This window comes from Mycobacterium sp. DL592, from assembly GCF_011694515.1.
In the GTDB taxonomy this organism is placed as follows: domain Bacteria; phylum Actinomycetota; class Actinomycetes; order Mycobacteriales; family Mycobacteriaceae; genus Mycobacterium.
Genome location: NZ_CP050192.1, coordinates 2,356,289 through 2,368,939, shown reverse-complemented (window position 1 = coordinate 2,368,939; position 12,651 = coordinate 2,356,289). Strand labels below are relative to the sequence as shown.

The 12,651-nt window shown below is 69.6% G+C and carries 13 protein-coding genes; 8 read left to right on the top strand and 5 right to left on the bottom strand.

The features are described 5' to 3' along the window. The first annotated feature begins 96 nt into the window (after positions 1-96). Genes HBE64_RS11435 through HBE64_RS11425 form a run of 3 tightly spaced genes read left to right on the top strand, consistent with a single transcriptional unit; the run spans position 97 to position 2,019 of the window. Complete coding sequence (locus HBE64_RS11435) at positions 97-933, top strand: SH3-like domain-containing protein (RefSeq protein WP_167101778.1); 837 nt, start codon at positions 97-99, stop codon at positions 931-933. Between the two features lie 19 nt (positions 934-952). Beyond that, the gene (gene scnC / locus HBE64_RS11430; protein WP_167101775.1) at positions 953-1,678 is read left to right on the top strand and encodes a thiocyanate hydrolase subunit gamma; all 726 of its coding nucleotides are present in this window, start codon (positions 953-955) and stop codon (positions 1,676-1,678) included. Then, positions 1,675-2,019: a thiocyanate hydrolase gene (locus HBE64_RS11425; RefSeq protein WP_167101772.1), complete on the top strand. Its 345-nt coding sequence runs from the start codon at positions 1,675-1,677 to the stop codon at positions 2,017-2,019. Before scnC ends, HBE64_RS11425 begins: the two co-directional genes overlap by 4 nt. 7 nt (positions 2,020-2,026) lie before the next feature. Here the strand turns inward: HBE64_RS11425 and HBE64_RS11420 are convergent, their stop codons facing one another. Continuing rightward, positions 2,027-3,196 carry an LLM class flavin-dependent oxidoreductase gene (locus HBE64_RS11420; RefSeq protein WP_167101769.1) on the bottom strand — a complete coding sequence of 390 codons (1,170 nt, stop codon included), beginning with the start codon at positions 3,194-3,196 and terminating at the stop codon, positions 2,027-2,029. A 105-nt stretch (positions 3,197-3,301) separates the two neighbouring features. After that, complete coding sequence (locus tag HBE64_RS11415; protein ID WP_243841639.1) at positions 3,302-4,222, bottom strand: 5'-3' exonuclease; 921 nt, start codon at positions 4,220-4,222, stop codon at positions 3,302-3,304. Positions 4,223-4,305: 83 nt separating this feature from the next. Between HBE64_RS11415 and HBE64_RS11410 the strand changes: the two genes are divergently transcribed. Beyond that, the gene (locus HBE64_RS11410; protein WP_167101766.1) at positions 4,306-5,427 is read left to right on the top strand and encodes a Xaa-Pro peptidase family protein; all 1,122 of its coding nucleotides are present in this window, start codon (positions 4,306-4,308) and stop codon (positions 5,425-5,427) included. Here the strand turns inward: HBE64_RS11410 and HBE64_RS11405 are convergent. Together HBE64_RS11405 and HBE64_RS11400 are read right to left on the bottom strand one after the other, a co-directional pair. Next, positions 5,424-7,178 carry an MOSC and FAD-binding oxidoreductase domain-containing protein gene (locus tag HBE64_RS11405; RefSeq protein ID WP_167101763.1) on the bottom strand — a complete coding sequence of 585 codons (1,755 nt, stop codon included), beginning with the start codon at positions 7,176-7,178 and terminating at the stop codon, positions 5,424-5,426. The two genes, HBE64_RS11410 and HBE64_RS11405, sit on opposite strands and share 4 nt — an antisense overlap. A 17-nt stretch (positions 7,179-7,195) precedes the next feature. Further along, complete coding sequence (locus HBE64_RS11400) at positions 7,196-7,609, bottom strand: F420-dependent biliverdin reductase (RefSeq protein ID WP_167101760.1); 414 nt, start codon at positions 7,607-7,609, stop codon at positions 7,196-7,198. Positions 7,610-7,645: 36 nt separating this feature from the next. Between HBE64_RS11400 and HBE64_RS11395 the strand changes: the two genes are divergently transcribed. From HBE64_RS11395 to HBE64_RS11380, 4 genes are read left to right on the top strand one after another with little or no spacing between them, the layout of a single operon-like run. After that, positions 7,646-8,395 carry an SDR family NAD(P)-dependent oxidoreductase gene (locus HBE64_RS11395; protein WP_167101757.1) on the top strand — a complete coding sequence of 250 codons (750 nt, stop codon included), beginning with the start codon at positions 7,646-7,648 and terminating at the stop codon, positions 8,393-8,395. Continuing rightward, complete coding sequence (cbiE, locus tag HBE64_RS11390) at positions 8,392-9,597, top strand: precorrin-6y C5,15-methyltransferase (decarboxylating) subunit CbiE (RefSeq protein WP_167101753.1); 1,206 nt, start codon at positions 8,392-8,394, stop codon at positions 9,595-9,597. The genes HBE64_RS11395 and cbiE overlap by 4 nt, the downstream gene beginning before the upstream one ends. Beyond that, positions 9,594-10,349 carry a precorrin-4 C(11)-methyltransferase gene (gene cobM / locus HBE64_RS11385; protein WP_167101750.1) on the top strand — a complete coding sequence of 252 codons (756 nt, stop codon included), beginning with the start codon at positions 9,594-9,596 and terminating at the stop codon, positions 10,347-10,349. Before cbiE ends, cobM begins: the two co-directional genes overlap by 4 nt. After that, positions 10,349-11,074, top strand: coding sequence for a cobalt-precorrin-6A reductase (locus HBE64_RS11380; RefSeq protein WP_167101747.1), 726 nt, complete (start codon positions 10,349-10,351; stop codon positions 11,072-11,074). The genes cobM and HBE64_RS11380 overlap by 1 nt, the downstream gene beginning before the upstream one ends. Before the next feature lie 7 nt (positions 11,075-11,081). On the opposite strand, the gene HBE64_RS11375 is transcribed toward HBE64_RS11380, so the two are convergent. Continuing rightward, a complete protein-coding gene (locus HBE64_RS11375; RefSeq protein WP_167101744.1) occupies positions 11,082-12,590 on the bottom strand; it encodes an amino acid permease in 1,509 nt (502 codons plus the stop codon). Between the last annotated feature and the right edge of the window lie 61 nt (positions 12,591-12,651).

The following is a 12,651-nucleotide window of genomic DNA, read 5'->3' as shown; positions in this document are numbered from 1 at the left end:
GACGCTTCTGCCGCCGAATTGCGCTGTGCGCCATCGCCACATCGGGCTGTCTCAATTTCACGTCGGTGTTGCTGTGCGGTGCTAGCGTCCTAGTGCATGAGCAGTGCGGCGGAGCGTGCGGAACAGTTGGCGCTGATTTCCCGGCTCAAGGCGACCTTCCCGGAAGTGTCCGAGTGGCCGATGCCCGACGAGGTGGACAGCGCCCACTACTGGGCCTACCAGAAGACGGTGCACGATGTCGGCGGCGAGCTGCAGGTGCCGCTGCCGTACGAGAACAAAGAAGAAGAGCAATGGGAATTGATGACCTATGTGCTCTGCGAGGTTCTCGGCTGGCGGGGGATCTGGGTCTCCGAGGAGCGCCGCCGGATCGGCAATGTCGACGTCGGCCGTCCCATCTATCTCGGTCTGCCGTATTACAGCCGCTGGCTGTGGTCCGTGGGCCGGCTGCTCATCGAGAAGGGCTACATCAGCTGGGGTGAGCTCACCGATCGGCTGGTCGAGGTGCAGGCCCGCTACGCCGGCGGGCTGGCCGGCCGGCTGCCCGACGCCGAGCCGAAGTTCGAAGGCGACGGCTCGAAAGTCAAGCGCAACAAGCATCATCGCGCGGCGGTCGGTATCGGTGATCCGCAGATCTATGCCGGCAAGGCCGGTCCGGCAAAGTTCAAGGTCGGCGACGACGTCGTGGTGCGCGACCTGCCCGCCATGTTCTACACCCGCACCCCGGAGTACTGCCGCGGCGCCCGCGGTGTGATCGCCGAGGTCACCTACGAGAGCCCCGCACCCGAGGACGAGGCGTGGGACCGTGAGGACGCCGCCCCGGAATGGTTCTACATCGTGCGGTTCCGGCAGGCCGACCTGTGGGACACCTACACCGGGCCCGACACCGACACCCTGCAGACCGAAATCCCCGAACGCTGGCTGCAAGCCCTTTGAGAAGGAGTTCACCACTCTGATGTCTGATCACGGGCACGACCACGACCACGACCACGACCACGACCGGACCGTCAAACCCATGGTCGACGAGATCACCGACTTCGAGGTCCTGGAGATCGCGCTGCGCGAATTGTGCGTCGAGAAGGGACTTTTCACCGCCGCCGAGCATCGCGTCTTCACCGAGTACGCCGAGCAGATCGGGCCCACCCCGGCTGCCCGGCTGGTGGCCAAGGCCTGGCTGGACCCAGAGTTCAAGAAGCTCGCGCTGACCGACGCGGTCGCTGCGGCCAAGGAGGTCGGGGTGGACTGGCTGGACCCGACCGGGTTCGGCACGCCGAGTGACTTCGTGGCGTTCAAGGTTCTCGAGGACACACCCATGTTGCATAACGTGATCGTCTGCGCGTTGTGTTCGTGCTACCCGCGGCCGATCCTCGGCAACTCCCCGGAGTGGTACCGCACCCCGAACTACCGGCGTCGTCTGGTGCGCTGGCCGCGACAGGTGTTGTCCGAGTTCGGGTTACAGCTGCCCGACGGCGTCGAGGTGCGGGTGGAGGACTCCAACCAGAAGCACCGCTTCATGGTGATGCCGGTGCGCCCGGAAGGCACCGACGGCTGGACCGAGGATCAGCTGGCCGAGATCCTCACCCGCGACTGCCTGATCGGGGTGGCGCTGCCCAAGCCGGGCGTCACCTCCAACGTGTACACGACCGCGCGCCCGGCCGTGCGTCCGGTCGTCGAGTCATGAGCGACGAAGACTTCGTCGTCCTCGACGAGATCGTGCAGCGCAGGCAGACCTGGCCGGTGATGGCCGCCAAGTACGGCGTGGAGAACCCGCTGCCGCCCTGGAAGACCAGCCTCGACGGCCTGTGTGACGTGCTCGACAAGTCTTGCAACACAACTGATCTCGACTTCAAGCAGCGCCGCGACGAGGAAGACGAGCTGTCGGCCACCCGCTACGCCGACCTGCCGTATCCGGAGAGCCAGTTGGTGTCGCTGGCGCACTCCCTGATGGCCCGCGGGCTCATCGACGAGGCCGAACTTCGGCAGCGCCTGGCCGCGGTGCGGGCCCGTCTGGAAGCCCGGTAGCGCGGGATCAACGGGCGGCGCCCACGAAGGGGATCGACGCCGGTGCGGCCTGGGTGGCAGGCCCGTCGAACAGGCCGCGCTCGCGCAGGATAGGGACCACGCCTTCGCCGAACCAGAACAGCTCCTCCAGATGCGGGTAGCCCGAGAAGATGAACTCGTCGATCCCGATCTCGGCGTACTCGGCGATCCGGTCGGCCACGTCGGTGTGGCTGCCCACCAATGCGGTTCCGGCTCCGCCGCGGACCAGCCCGACGCCGGCCCACAGGTTCGGCGCGATCTCCAGACTGCGGGCGTCATGCCAGGACCCGTCGGAGCGGTTGGCCTCGTGCAGCGCGAGCATCCGGCGCTGGCCCTCGGACTGACTGCGCCGCAACCCGGCCTGCGCTGACCGCACGGTTTCCTCGTCGAGGGCCGCCACCAGCTTGTCGGCCTGCGACCAGGCTTCACTCGCCTCGTCACGCGAGATGGTGTGCAGCCGGATCCCGAAACGGACGGTGCGGCCCTCGTCGGCGGCGAGCTTGCGGATCCACTCCACCTTCTCGGCCACGGCGGCCGGTGGTTCACCCCAGGTCAGGTAGACGTCGGCATGGCGCGCAGCGATCGGGCCCGCCGCGGCCGAACTGCCGCCGAAGTACAGCGGCGGAACGGGGTTCGGCAGGGTGGCGAGGCTGGCTTCCTCGACACTGACGTAGTCGCCCTGCGTGGTGACCGTCTCGCCGCGCCAGAGCCGGTTGACGATGTCGAGGAATTCGTCGGCACGCGCGTACCGGGCGTCCTTGTCGAGATGGTCGCCGAAGGCCCGCTGCTCGTGTGCTTCTCCGCCGACGACCACGTTGAGCAGGATGCGACCCGGGGCGTGCCGGGCGAACGTGGCGGCCATCTGGGCTGACAGCGTGGGACTGACCAGGCCGGGCCGGAATGCCACCAGGAATGCCAGCGACGTGGTCTCCCGGGCGAGCAGGGCGGCGGTGATGAACGCGTCCTCGCACCAGGCCCCGGTCGGAATGAGAGCGCCGGTGAAACCGAACGTCTCCGCCCCGCGCACGATCGAGGCGAGGTAGTCGATCGAGGCGTCCCGGTCACTGTGGGCTGCTCCGGCCGGCGTGCCGTGGCCACCCCCGACGATCAGTCGGCTGTCGCCGTAGGTGGGCAGAAACCAGTGCAGCTTGATCGACATAACACGGACACTAGGCAATCAGCGGGCGCGGCCGGGCCGCCCATATCCGCAGTACCGCCTGCCATCTGCGGCCATGGTTTTCATCGACGTGATTCCGACGCGCCGTCATCCGGGCAGCGAGTCCAGGGCTTTCTGCAGTCGTGCGATCGATGAGCTCACCCCGTAGGCCTCCGCCAGCTCCGCCACCCGAGCCGGGTCGGCAGCCGAGAGCGGCAGCGTGTCGTCGGCGGTGGAGAACTCCACCGGGGCGTCGCGGGCCACCGCCACCACCGGGCCGGCCGCCTCGATGTAGTCGGTGGCGGCCAGGATCTTGGCCCGAAATGCCTTGGAGAGCTTGGACTTCGGGTCGTGTGCGGCCGCCAGGATGCCCTCGAGTGAGCCGTACTGGGACAGCAGGGTGGCGGCGGTCTTCTCGCCGACACCGGGCACCCCGGGCAGGCCGTCGGACGGGTCGCCGCGCAGCAGCGCGAGTTCGGCGTACGCGGGCCCGGCCCGATGTGCGGGCACGCCGTACTTCTCGGCGACCTCGGCCGGCCCGAACATCACCGCGTTGGACAGCCCCCGGCCCAGATACAGCACCCGGATCTCGACCGGGTCGTCGGCGACCAGCTGAAGCAGGTCGCGGTCGCCGCTGACGACGACGGCGCGGTGCTGGCGTTCGGCGGCGGCCAGGGTGCCCAGCACGTCGTCGGCCTCGAAGCCCGGGGCCCCGGCAGCGGCGATCCCGAACGCGTCGAGCAACGCCATGATCATGTCGACCTGCGGGCTCAGCTCGTCGGGAACCTCTTCCACGTCAGGCTCGTCGTCGGGGCTCTCCTGCGCCACGCGGTGCGCCTTGTACGACGGGATCGCGTCGACCCGGAACTGGGGGCGCCAGTCCAGGTCTAGACAGACCACCAGCCGGCTCGGTCGTTGCTGGGTGACCAGCGTCGCCACGCTGTCGATGAAGCCGCGCACCGCATTGACCGGTCTGCCGTCCGGCGCGGTGATCGATGACGGCACCCCGAAGAACGAGCGGAACCACATGCTGGCGCCGTCGAGCAGCAGGACCGGGGCAGACGAGTCGTGCGGCACGCTGTGATCGTATGCCCGCGGCTAATCTTGCAGTCATGAGCGCCAGCCGTTTCCCGTCCGACGTGTATGCCCGCCGGCTCAGTGCGGCCGCAGCTGCGGCATCCCGGGCCGGGCTCGCCGGTCTGGTCGTCACGCCCGGATACGACCTGCGCTACCTGCTGGGGTCGCGGGCGCAGACGTTCGAGCGGCTGACGGCGCTGGTGATTCCCGCCGCGGGAGCGCCGATCGTGGTGTTACCGCGGCTGGAGTTGGCGTCGCTGAAGGAGTCCGCGGCCGGCGACCTCGGCCTGGCGGTGCAGGACTGGGTGGACGGCGACAACCCGTACGTCCTGGTGGCCGACGCCCTCGGCGGGCACGCGCGGGCGGCGGTCACCGACTCGATGCCCGCGCTGCACCTGCTGCCGCTGGCGGAGCGCCTCGGGGCGGTGCCGGTGCTGGCCACCGACGTGCTGCGGGAGCTGCGGATGCACAAGGACCCGGCCGAGATCGACGCGCTGCGCACCGCAGGTGCGGCGATCGACCGCGTGCACGCCCGGGTGTCGGAGTTCCTCAAACCGGGCCGCACCGAAGCTGACGTCGCCGCCGATATCGCCGAAGCGATTGTCGCCGAAGGGCATTCAGAGGTGGCGTTCATCATCGTCGGCTCCGGGCCCAACGGCGCCGACCCGCACCACGAATGCTCCGACCGGGTGTTGCAGGACGGCGACATCGTCGTCGTCGACATCGGCGGCCCGGTCGAGCCGGGGTACAACTCCGACTGCACCCGCACCTACAGCCTCGGCGAGCCGAGCGCGCAGATCGCCGAGCAGTACGCGCTGCTGCAGCAGGCGCAGGCCGCCGGTGTGGCGGCGGTCCGGCCGGGTGTCACCGCGCAGGATGTCGACGCCGCAGCCCGCGACGTGCTGGCGCAGGCCGGGCTGGCCGAGTACTTCGTGCACCGCACCGGCCACGGGATCGGGCTATCGGTACACGAGGAGCCCTACATTGTGGCGGGCAACGACCTGCCGCTGGCCGCGGGGATGGCGTTCTCGGTGGAGCCGGGGATCTACTTCCCGGGCCAGTGGGGGGCGCGCATCGAGGACATCGTCATCGTCACCGAGGACGGCGCGCTGGCGGTCAACAGCCGCCCGCACGACTTGATCGTGGTACCGGGCTAGAGGTCGACGACCACGTCCTCGGTCGGCTGCGCGCAGCAGATCAGCACGCCTCCCGCCGCAGGCGGCTCGAGCGGCTCCGGGTCGTAGCGGACCGCGCCGGCAAGCAGCGGCGTCTCACAGGTGTGGCACACCCCGGTGCGACACGACCAGCGCGTCGGGACGTCGCAGGCTTCGGCGAACTCCAGCAGCGCCGGGTACGCGGGGCCCCATGGCGCGGACACCGCGCTGCGGGCGAACGACACCTGCGGTCCGGTGCCGGCTTCACCGGCGGGTGGATGGGGTGCGGTCGCGGCAGACGACGCCACGCCGGGTGTCAAAGCCGCACCGGCGCCGAAGGTTTCGGAATGAACCCGGGCGGCGTCCAAGCCGCACTCGGCCAGGGCGAGGCTCACCTCCGTCATGAACGACGCGGGGCCGCACACGTACGCCTCGGCGTCGACGGGCAGATCCAGCTCGCGCAGCATCGCCGCCGAGAGCCGCCCGGCCGCGTCGTAGTCGCCGCCCTGACGGTCTGAGTCGCCCGGCCTGCTGTAGGCGATGTGGCGGCGTGCGCTCGTCAATCCGTCCAGAAGCGCGCGGCTTTCGGCGGCGAACGGGTGTTCGGCACCGTCGCGGGCACCGTGCAGCCACCACACCTGCCGCTGCGGCTGCCTCGCCGCCAGCTCGTGCAGCATCGACAGCACGGGTGTGACGCCCGCGCCCGCACTCACCAGGACCACCGGCGCGTCGCTGTCGGACAGCACGAACGTGCCCCGCGGTGCGGCCACCTCGATGGTGTCACCGACGTGCACACCGGAAGCGATGAAAGTGCTTGCTGCGCCGTATCGTTCACGTTTGACGCTGATGCGGTAGGTGCCCGAGCCTGGCCGATTGGACAGCGAGTAGGTGCGGACCAGTGCTGGCGCGCCGTCCCCGGGCTGAAGCCTGACGGTGATCGACTGGCCCGCCAACCAGTCGGGCAGCGGTGTCCCGTCGGAGGCGGCAAGCGTCAGCGATCGGACTTGCCGGCTCTCCTGGTGCGCGTCGGTGACGGTCAGCGGACGAAAGCCCGCCCACGCCGGCGGCGGTGCCGCCGCCCCGGTGAGTCCGGCGTTTCCCGCCACGTCGGCGTCGGCGTCAGCCAGCGCCCGCAGCGACGCCTGCCATCCCGGGCTCAGCGCCGGAATCCTCAGCGCCCGTTGCAGTCCCGCGCGCGGATGGCCGGGCAGGTACAGGAGCGCGTCGATCTCGGCCACACTGACGAGTTCGGGCCCGCTGGCGACTTTTACGATCTCCTGGCCGGCTTGCACCTGGCCTTCGGTGATCACCCGCAGGTAGAAGCCGGGCCGCCGGTGTGCCACCAGCAGCGCCGCCATCCGCGGCTCGTCCAGTCGTAGCCCGACCCGATAGCACGTCACCCGTGGCTGGCTGACCTCGAAGACGGCATCTCCGATGCGGTAGCGGTCACCGATGCACACCTCGTCGTCGGAAAGCCCATCGACGGTGAAGTTCTCGCCGAAATGCCCGTGGCGCAGGTCCGCGCGGTGGAGGAACTCCGCCCAGTACCGGTAGGAGTCGAGCTGGTAGACGAGCACCGCCCGCTGCTCACCGCCATGGCCGCCGAGGTCGCCCTGACCATCGCCGTCCACGTTGAGCCTGCGCACCATGCGCGGCCCGTCGACGGTCGACTTCCATGCGCCGGTATGCACCACACGGTCGTTCCACGCCACATCGCGGGGGAGTCCGACGTTGACGGCTACCAGCGTGGCCACAGCGCGGGCCTTCCGGCTCAGGCCTTCGAGCGATCCAGCAGGCTCGACGAACCGAGCACCCTGGTGACATGGACCTCGATCACGACGCGGCGCGGGTTGGGCCGCGGAGTCCGGTAGCGCTGTGCGTACCGCAGCTCGGCCTCGCGGACCGCCGCAGCATCCCGGTTGACACTCGCCTGGCCCTCCAGCGACAGCCAGCGGGCACCGTCGACCTGAGAGAGCACACCCACCCCGGACCGCTCGGCATTGATCGCCTTCTGCGAGCCGTCGCTGGTGATCACGCGGGCGATGTGGGTGATGGGGTCAAACGTGAACCCGACGGCCACCACGTGCGGCGAGTGGTCGGCGCGCAGTGTCGTGAGCATCGCCAGGTGTCGCTCGGTGAGGAAAGCCAGGGCTTCGCTGGTCAGCCGGGTAGTGGAGTTCGCCATCAACCTCCACGCTAGCGCAGTGAATAATCGACTGCTGTGAGTGACACGGGGGCCGGGCCGGTCGTGATCTTCGGCGGCCGCAGCGAGATCGGCCTGGAGGTCGCGACCCGGCTTGCCCGGGGTGCCACGGTGGTGCTGGCCGCCCGCGGCGCCGACCGGCTCGACGCCGAGGTGGAGGCGGTCCGCGCCGCCGGTGCCGCCGCGGTGCACACCGTCGAGTTCGACGCCGACGACCTCGCCTCCCACGGCCCGCTGCTCGACCAGCTGGTGGCCGAGCACGGCCCCATCGGCACCGCCGTGCTGGCCTTCGGCATCCTCGGCGACCAGGCCCGCGCCGAAGCCGACGCCACCCATGCCGTCGCGGTCGTCCATACCGACTACGTCGCGCAGATCGGCCTGCTGACCCACCTCAGCGCCGCGATGCGCGCCGCCGGCCAGGGGGCGCTGGTGGTGTTCTCCTCCATCGCCGGGGTGCGCGGGCGACGCGCCAACTATGTCTACGGATCGGCCAAGGCGGGGCTGGACGCGTTCGCCAACGGGTTGGCCGACGCGCTGCACGGCACCGGGGTGCGGCTGCTGATCGTGCGGCCAGGTTTCGTCATCGGCCGGATGACCGAGGGGATGGACCCCGCGCCGCTGTCGCGCACACCCGCCCAGGTGGCCGAGGCGACGGTCCGTGCGCTGCGCAAAGGCCGACGCAGCGTGTGGGTGCCCGCACCGCTCGCGGTCTTGGCGCTCGCGTTCCGGATGACGCCGGGGTTCGTGTGGCGCAGGATGCCGCGATGATCACCGTGGTCGGTATCGGTGCCGACGGGTTGGCTGGTCTCACGCCGGCGTCTGCGGCCGAATTGCGCAGGGCTACTGTCGTTTACGGATCGCAGCGTCAGCTCGACCTGCTGGACGAGAGCGTCAGTGCAGAACGCAGGGAATGGGGCACCCCGTTTCTCGACGGACTGCACGCGGTCCGTGACTTCGACGGCGACGTGCATGTGGTGGCAAGCGGTGACCCGATGCTGCACGGTGTCGGCGCATCGCTGATCCGAGTATGCGGGGCCGACCGGGTGAGGGTGCTGCCGCACGTGTCGAGTGTGACGCTGGCGTGCGCCCGCATGGGCTGGTCGGTTCAGGACACCGAGGTGATCAGCCTGATGACCGCCCAACCGCGCACCGCGGTGCGTCGCGGCGGGCAGGCGATCGTGCTGTGCCGCGATGGTTCCGAGGTTGCCCAACTGGCGACCGTGCTCGCCGCCGCGGGCCTTGGCGATTCGCGGATGACGGTGCTCGAACAGCTCGGCGGTCCGGCTGAACGCCAACGCGACGGCACCGCGCAGGGCTGGGTCACCGCACCGCCGGATCGTGTCGACGATCTGAACGTGGTCGCCGTCCGGTATCTGCCCGATGAGCGGCTGCTGTCGGTGCTGCCTGACGATGCGCTCGACCACGACGGGCAGCTCACCAAACAGTCGATGCGCGCAGTCACCCTGGCGGCATTGGCACCGCGCCCCGGCGAGCTGCTGTGGGATGTCGGCGCCGGTTCGGGAAGCATCGCCGTCGAGTGGTGCCGAAGCGGATCTGGCTGTGCTGCAGTGGCATTCGAACGTGACGCGCAGCGGCGTGACCGGATCGGCGCCAACTCCGTAAAATTCGGGGCGAACGTCGAGGTGCGGGGTGCGGCACCGGAGGCTTTCGCCGATGCGGAACTGACTGACCGCGGCGTCACCGGCGTCCAGACACCGGCGGCGATCTTCATCGGCGGTGGTCTCACGACACCGGGGCTGCTCGATGCGTGCCTGCAGCGACTGCCCAGCGGCGGTCGACTGGTCGCCAATACGGTGACCGCGGAATCCGAAGCTGTTCTTCTGCAATACTATTCGAACCTCGGAGGGCAGCTGCGCCGCTTTCAGCACTATCGTGGCGAGGCCGTGGGCGGCTTGACCGGCTGGCGGCCCGCGATGCCGGTCACGCAATGGGTGGTGCGCAAACCGTGACCGTCTACTTCATCGGCGCAGGGCCGGGTGCGGCGGACCTGATCACCGTGCGCGGGCAGCGCCTGCTGCAGCGCTGCCCGGTCTGCCTGTACGCCGGCTCGATCATGCCCGAGGATCTGCTGGCCCTGTGCCCGACGGGGGCGCGGGTCGTCGACACCGGACCCCTGACCCTCGACCAGATCATCGACGAGCTCGCCGCCGCCGACGCCGCAGGCCACGACGTGGCACGGCTGCACTCGGGGGATCCGTCGATCTACAGTGCCGTCGCCGAGCAGTGCCGTCGCCTCGACGCGCTCGCCATCGCCTACGAGATCGTGCCCGGCGTCCCGGCATTCGCCGCCGCCGCCGCGGCGCTCGGCCGTGAGTTGACCGTGCCCGGCGTGGCGCAGACGGTCACCCTGACCCGGGTGGCGACGCTGTCGACCGCGATGCCCGACGGTGAGGACCTGGGCACGCTGGCCAAGGCCGGCGGGACACTGGTGATCCACCTTGCCGCCCATCGGATTGACGCCATCGTGCCGCAACTGCTCGACGCCGGCTACCGTCCCGAAACGCCGGTGGCTGTCGTCGCGTTCGCGAGCTGGCCGCAGGAGGTCGTGCTGCGGGGCATCCTGGCCGACATCGCCGGGCAGATGCGCGACGCGTCGATCACCCGCACCGCGGTGATCATCGTCGGCGATGTGCTTGCCGCCGGGGGCTTCACCGACAGCTACCTGTACTCCTCCGGGCGCACCCGGGGCAGCAGACACTGATGCGGATCCTGCTCCTCGGCGGCACGGGCGAGGCCAGGGCGCTAGCCGCCCGGCTGCACCCGGGCACCGACATCGTCAGCTCGCTGGCCGGCCGCGTCCCCGACCCGGCACTGCCGGTTGGACCGGTCCGCATCGGCGGCTTCGGCGGTGTCGACGGACTGGCGCAGTGGCTGCGCGACAACGGAATCGGCGCCGTTGTCGACGCCACCCACCCGTTCGCCGCCACGATGACCGCGCATGCGGCGCAGGCCTGCGCCGACCTGAACCTGCCGCATGTGGTGCTGGCCCGGCCGCCCTGGGATCCAGCCGGTGCCATCACGGTGAAATCGGACGTCGAGGCCGCCGATACCGTTGCCCGCCAGGGCTATTCGCGGGTGTTCCTGACCACGGGCCGGTCGGGGGTGGCGCCGTTCGCCGACAGCGACGCGTGGTTCCTGATCCGGGTCGTCACCGCGCCCGACTCCGAGGTGCTGCCGGCCCGCCATCGGGTGCTGCTGTCGAGGGGGCCGTACGACTACGCTGGCGAACGCACGCTGTTGCAGGACAACAATATCGACGCTCTCGTCACGAAGAACAGCGGGGGAGAGCTGACCAACGCCAAGCTGCACGCCGCCCACGATCTCGGCGTTGCCATAGTGATGATCGAGCGGCCACCGCTACCGGCCGGCGTACGCACGGTCGGCACCGTCGGCGAGGCCGCCGACTGGGTGCAGCAGCTGTCCTAGCAGCCCGTCACACGTTCGCGGACTTGCGCTTTCGGGCCGCCTCGGCATCGGCCTCACGCGAGTAGTTCGGGTCGGTGGCGAGCCTGCTGTGTCGTCGCCCGTGGATGAAGTACACGACGATGCCGAGCACCATCCAGACGCCGAACCGGATCCAGGTCGCCGCCGGAAGGTTCAGCATCAGATAGAACGCCGCGAGCACGGCGAGCACCGGAACCACGGGAACCCAGGGACACCGGAACGCACGCTTGAGATCGGGCCGGGTGCGCCGCAACACGATCACTCCGATGGCGACGAGCACGAACGCGAACAGGGTGCCGATGTTGACCAGTTCGGCCAGCGCCGTCAGCGGCACGAACGTGGAGATCAGCGCCACGACCACGCCGGTCAGCAGGGTGGTGCGCACCGGGGTGCCGAACCGGGGGCTGACTTTCGCGAACGTCGCCGGAAGTAGCCGGTCGCGGCTCATCGCGAAGAACACCCGGCTCTGGCCAAGCATCAGGATCATCATGACCGTCGTCAGCCCGAACAGGGCGCCAACCGAGATGACGTTGGCATAGCCCGGATGGCCGACCGACCGGAACGCCTCCGCCAGTGGCGCATCCACCTTGATGTCGGTGTACTTGACCATTCCGGTGACCACCAGCGAGACCGCCACGTAGAGGATGGTGCAGATGCCCAGGGAGGCGAAGATGCCGATCGGCATGTCGCGCTGCGGGTTCTTGGTCTCCTCGGCGGCGGTTGCCACGATGTCGAACCCGATGTAGGCGAAGAACACGAGGGCGGCGCCGGTGAAGATGCCGCTGATCCCGAACGCGCCCGGGGCCAGGCCGAGATCCTGCAGCAGCGACGGGGTGACGTCCCCGCCGCCGGCGGCCGGCGATCCCGACGGCGGGATGAACGGCGAGTAGTTGGCGGTCTTGATGAAGAACGCGCCCGCCACGATGACCAGCAGCACGATCGCCACCTTGATCACCACGAAGACGAAGTTCACCTGCGAGGAGATCTTGATCCCGGCACACAGCACCCCGGTCAGGATCAGCACGATGGCAGCCGCGACGAGGTTGTGGCCGTCGCCGTAGGCGAAGTCCGGGATGGTGATTCCGATCCCTTTCATCACGTCGGCGAAGTAGCTCGACCACCCCACAGCGACCGTGCTGGCCCCCAGCCCGAGCTCCAGGATCAGGTCCCAGCCGATGATCCAGGCGACGAGCTCGCCCAGACTGGCGTAGGAGAACGTGTAGGCCGAGCCGGCCACCGGCACAGTGCTGGCGAACTCGGCGTAACACAGCGCGGCCAGCGCGCACGCGATGCCGGCGAATACGAAGGACACCGCAATCGCCGGGCCGGCCTTCTCCCCGGCGGCCTCCCCGGTGAGAACGAAGATGCCCGTCCCGATCACGACCCCGACGCCGAACACGGTCAGCTGTAGCGGCCCAAGTTCCTTGCGCAGCTGGTGATCGGACTCCTCGGTGTCGGCGATCGACTGCTCGACGGTCTTCGTGCGGGTGAGGTTCATGGCTTCCCCCTGTCGCGTAGGCGCAGTGCTACCCACGCCCCAGTGCGCCGTAGCGGCCAGA

Excerpts from the sequence above, each read along its gene's own strand:
- HBE64_RS11435 (WP_167101778.1), top strand. The coding sequence starts at position 97 with ATGAGCAGTGCGGCGGAGCGTGCGGAACAGTTGGCGCTGATTTCCCGG.
- scnC (WP_167101775.1), top strand. The coding sequence starts at position 953 with ATGTCTGATCACGGGCACGACCACGACCACGACCACGACCACGACCGG.
- HBE64_RS11425 (WP_167101772.1), top strand. The coding sequence starts at position 1,675 with ATGAGCGACGAAGACTTCGTCGTCCTCGACGAGATCGTGCAGCGCAGG.
- HBE64_RS11420 (WP_167101769.1), bottom strand. The coding sequence starts at position 3,196 with ATGTCGATCAAGCTGCACTGGTTTCTGCCCACCTACGGCGACAGCCGA.
- HBE64_RS11415 (WP_243841639.1), bottom strand. The coding sequence starts at position 4,222 with ATGTGGTTCCGCTCGTTCTTCGGGGTGCCGTCATCGATCACCGCGCCG.
- HBE64_RS11410 (WP_167101766.1), top strand. The coding sequence starts at position 4,306 with ATGAGCGCCAGCCGTTTCCCGTCCGACGTGTATGCCCGCCGGCTCAGT.
- HBE64_RS11400 (WP_167101760.1), bottom strand. The coding sequence starts at position 7,609 with ATGGCGAACTCCACTACCCGGCTGACCAGCGAAGCCCTGGCTTTCCTC.
- cbiE (WP_167101753.1), top strand. The coding sequence starts at position 8,392 with ATGATCACCGTGGTCGGTATCGGTGCCGACGGGTTGGCTGGTCTCACG.
- HBE64_RS11380 (WP_167101747.1), top strand. The coding sequence starts at position 10,349 with ATGCGGATCCTGCTCCTCGGCGGCACGGGCGAGGCCAGGGCGCTAGCC.
- HBE64_RS11375 (WP_167101744.1), bottom strand. The coding sequence starts at position 12,590 with ATGAACCTCACCCGCACGAAGACCGTCGAGCAGTCGATCGCCGACACC.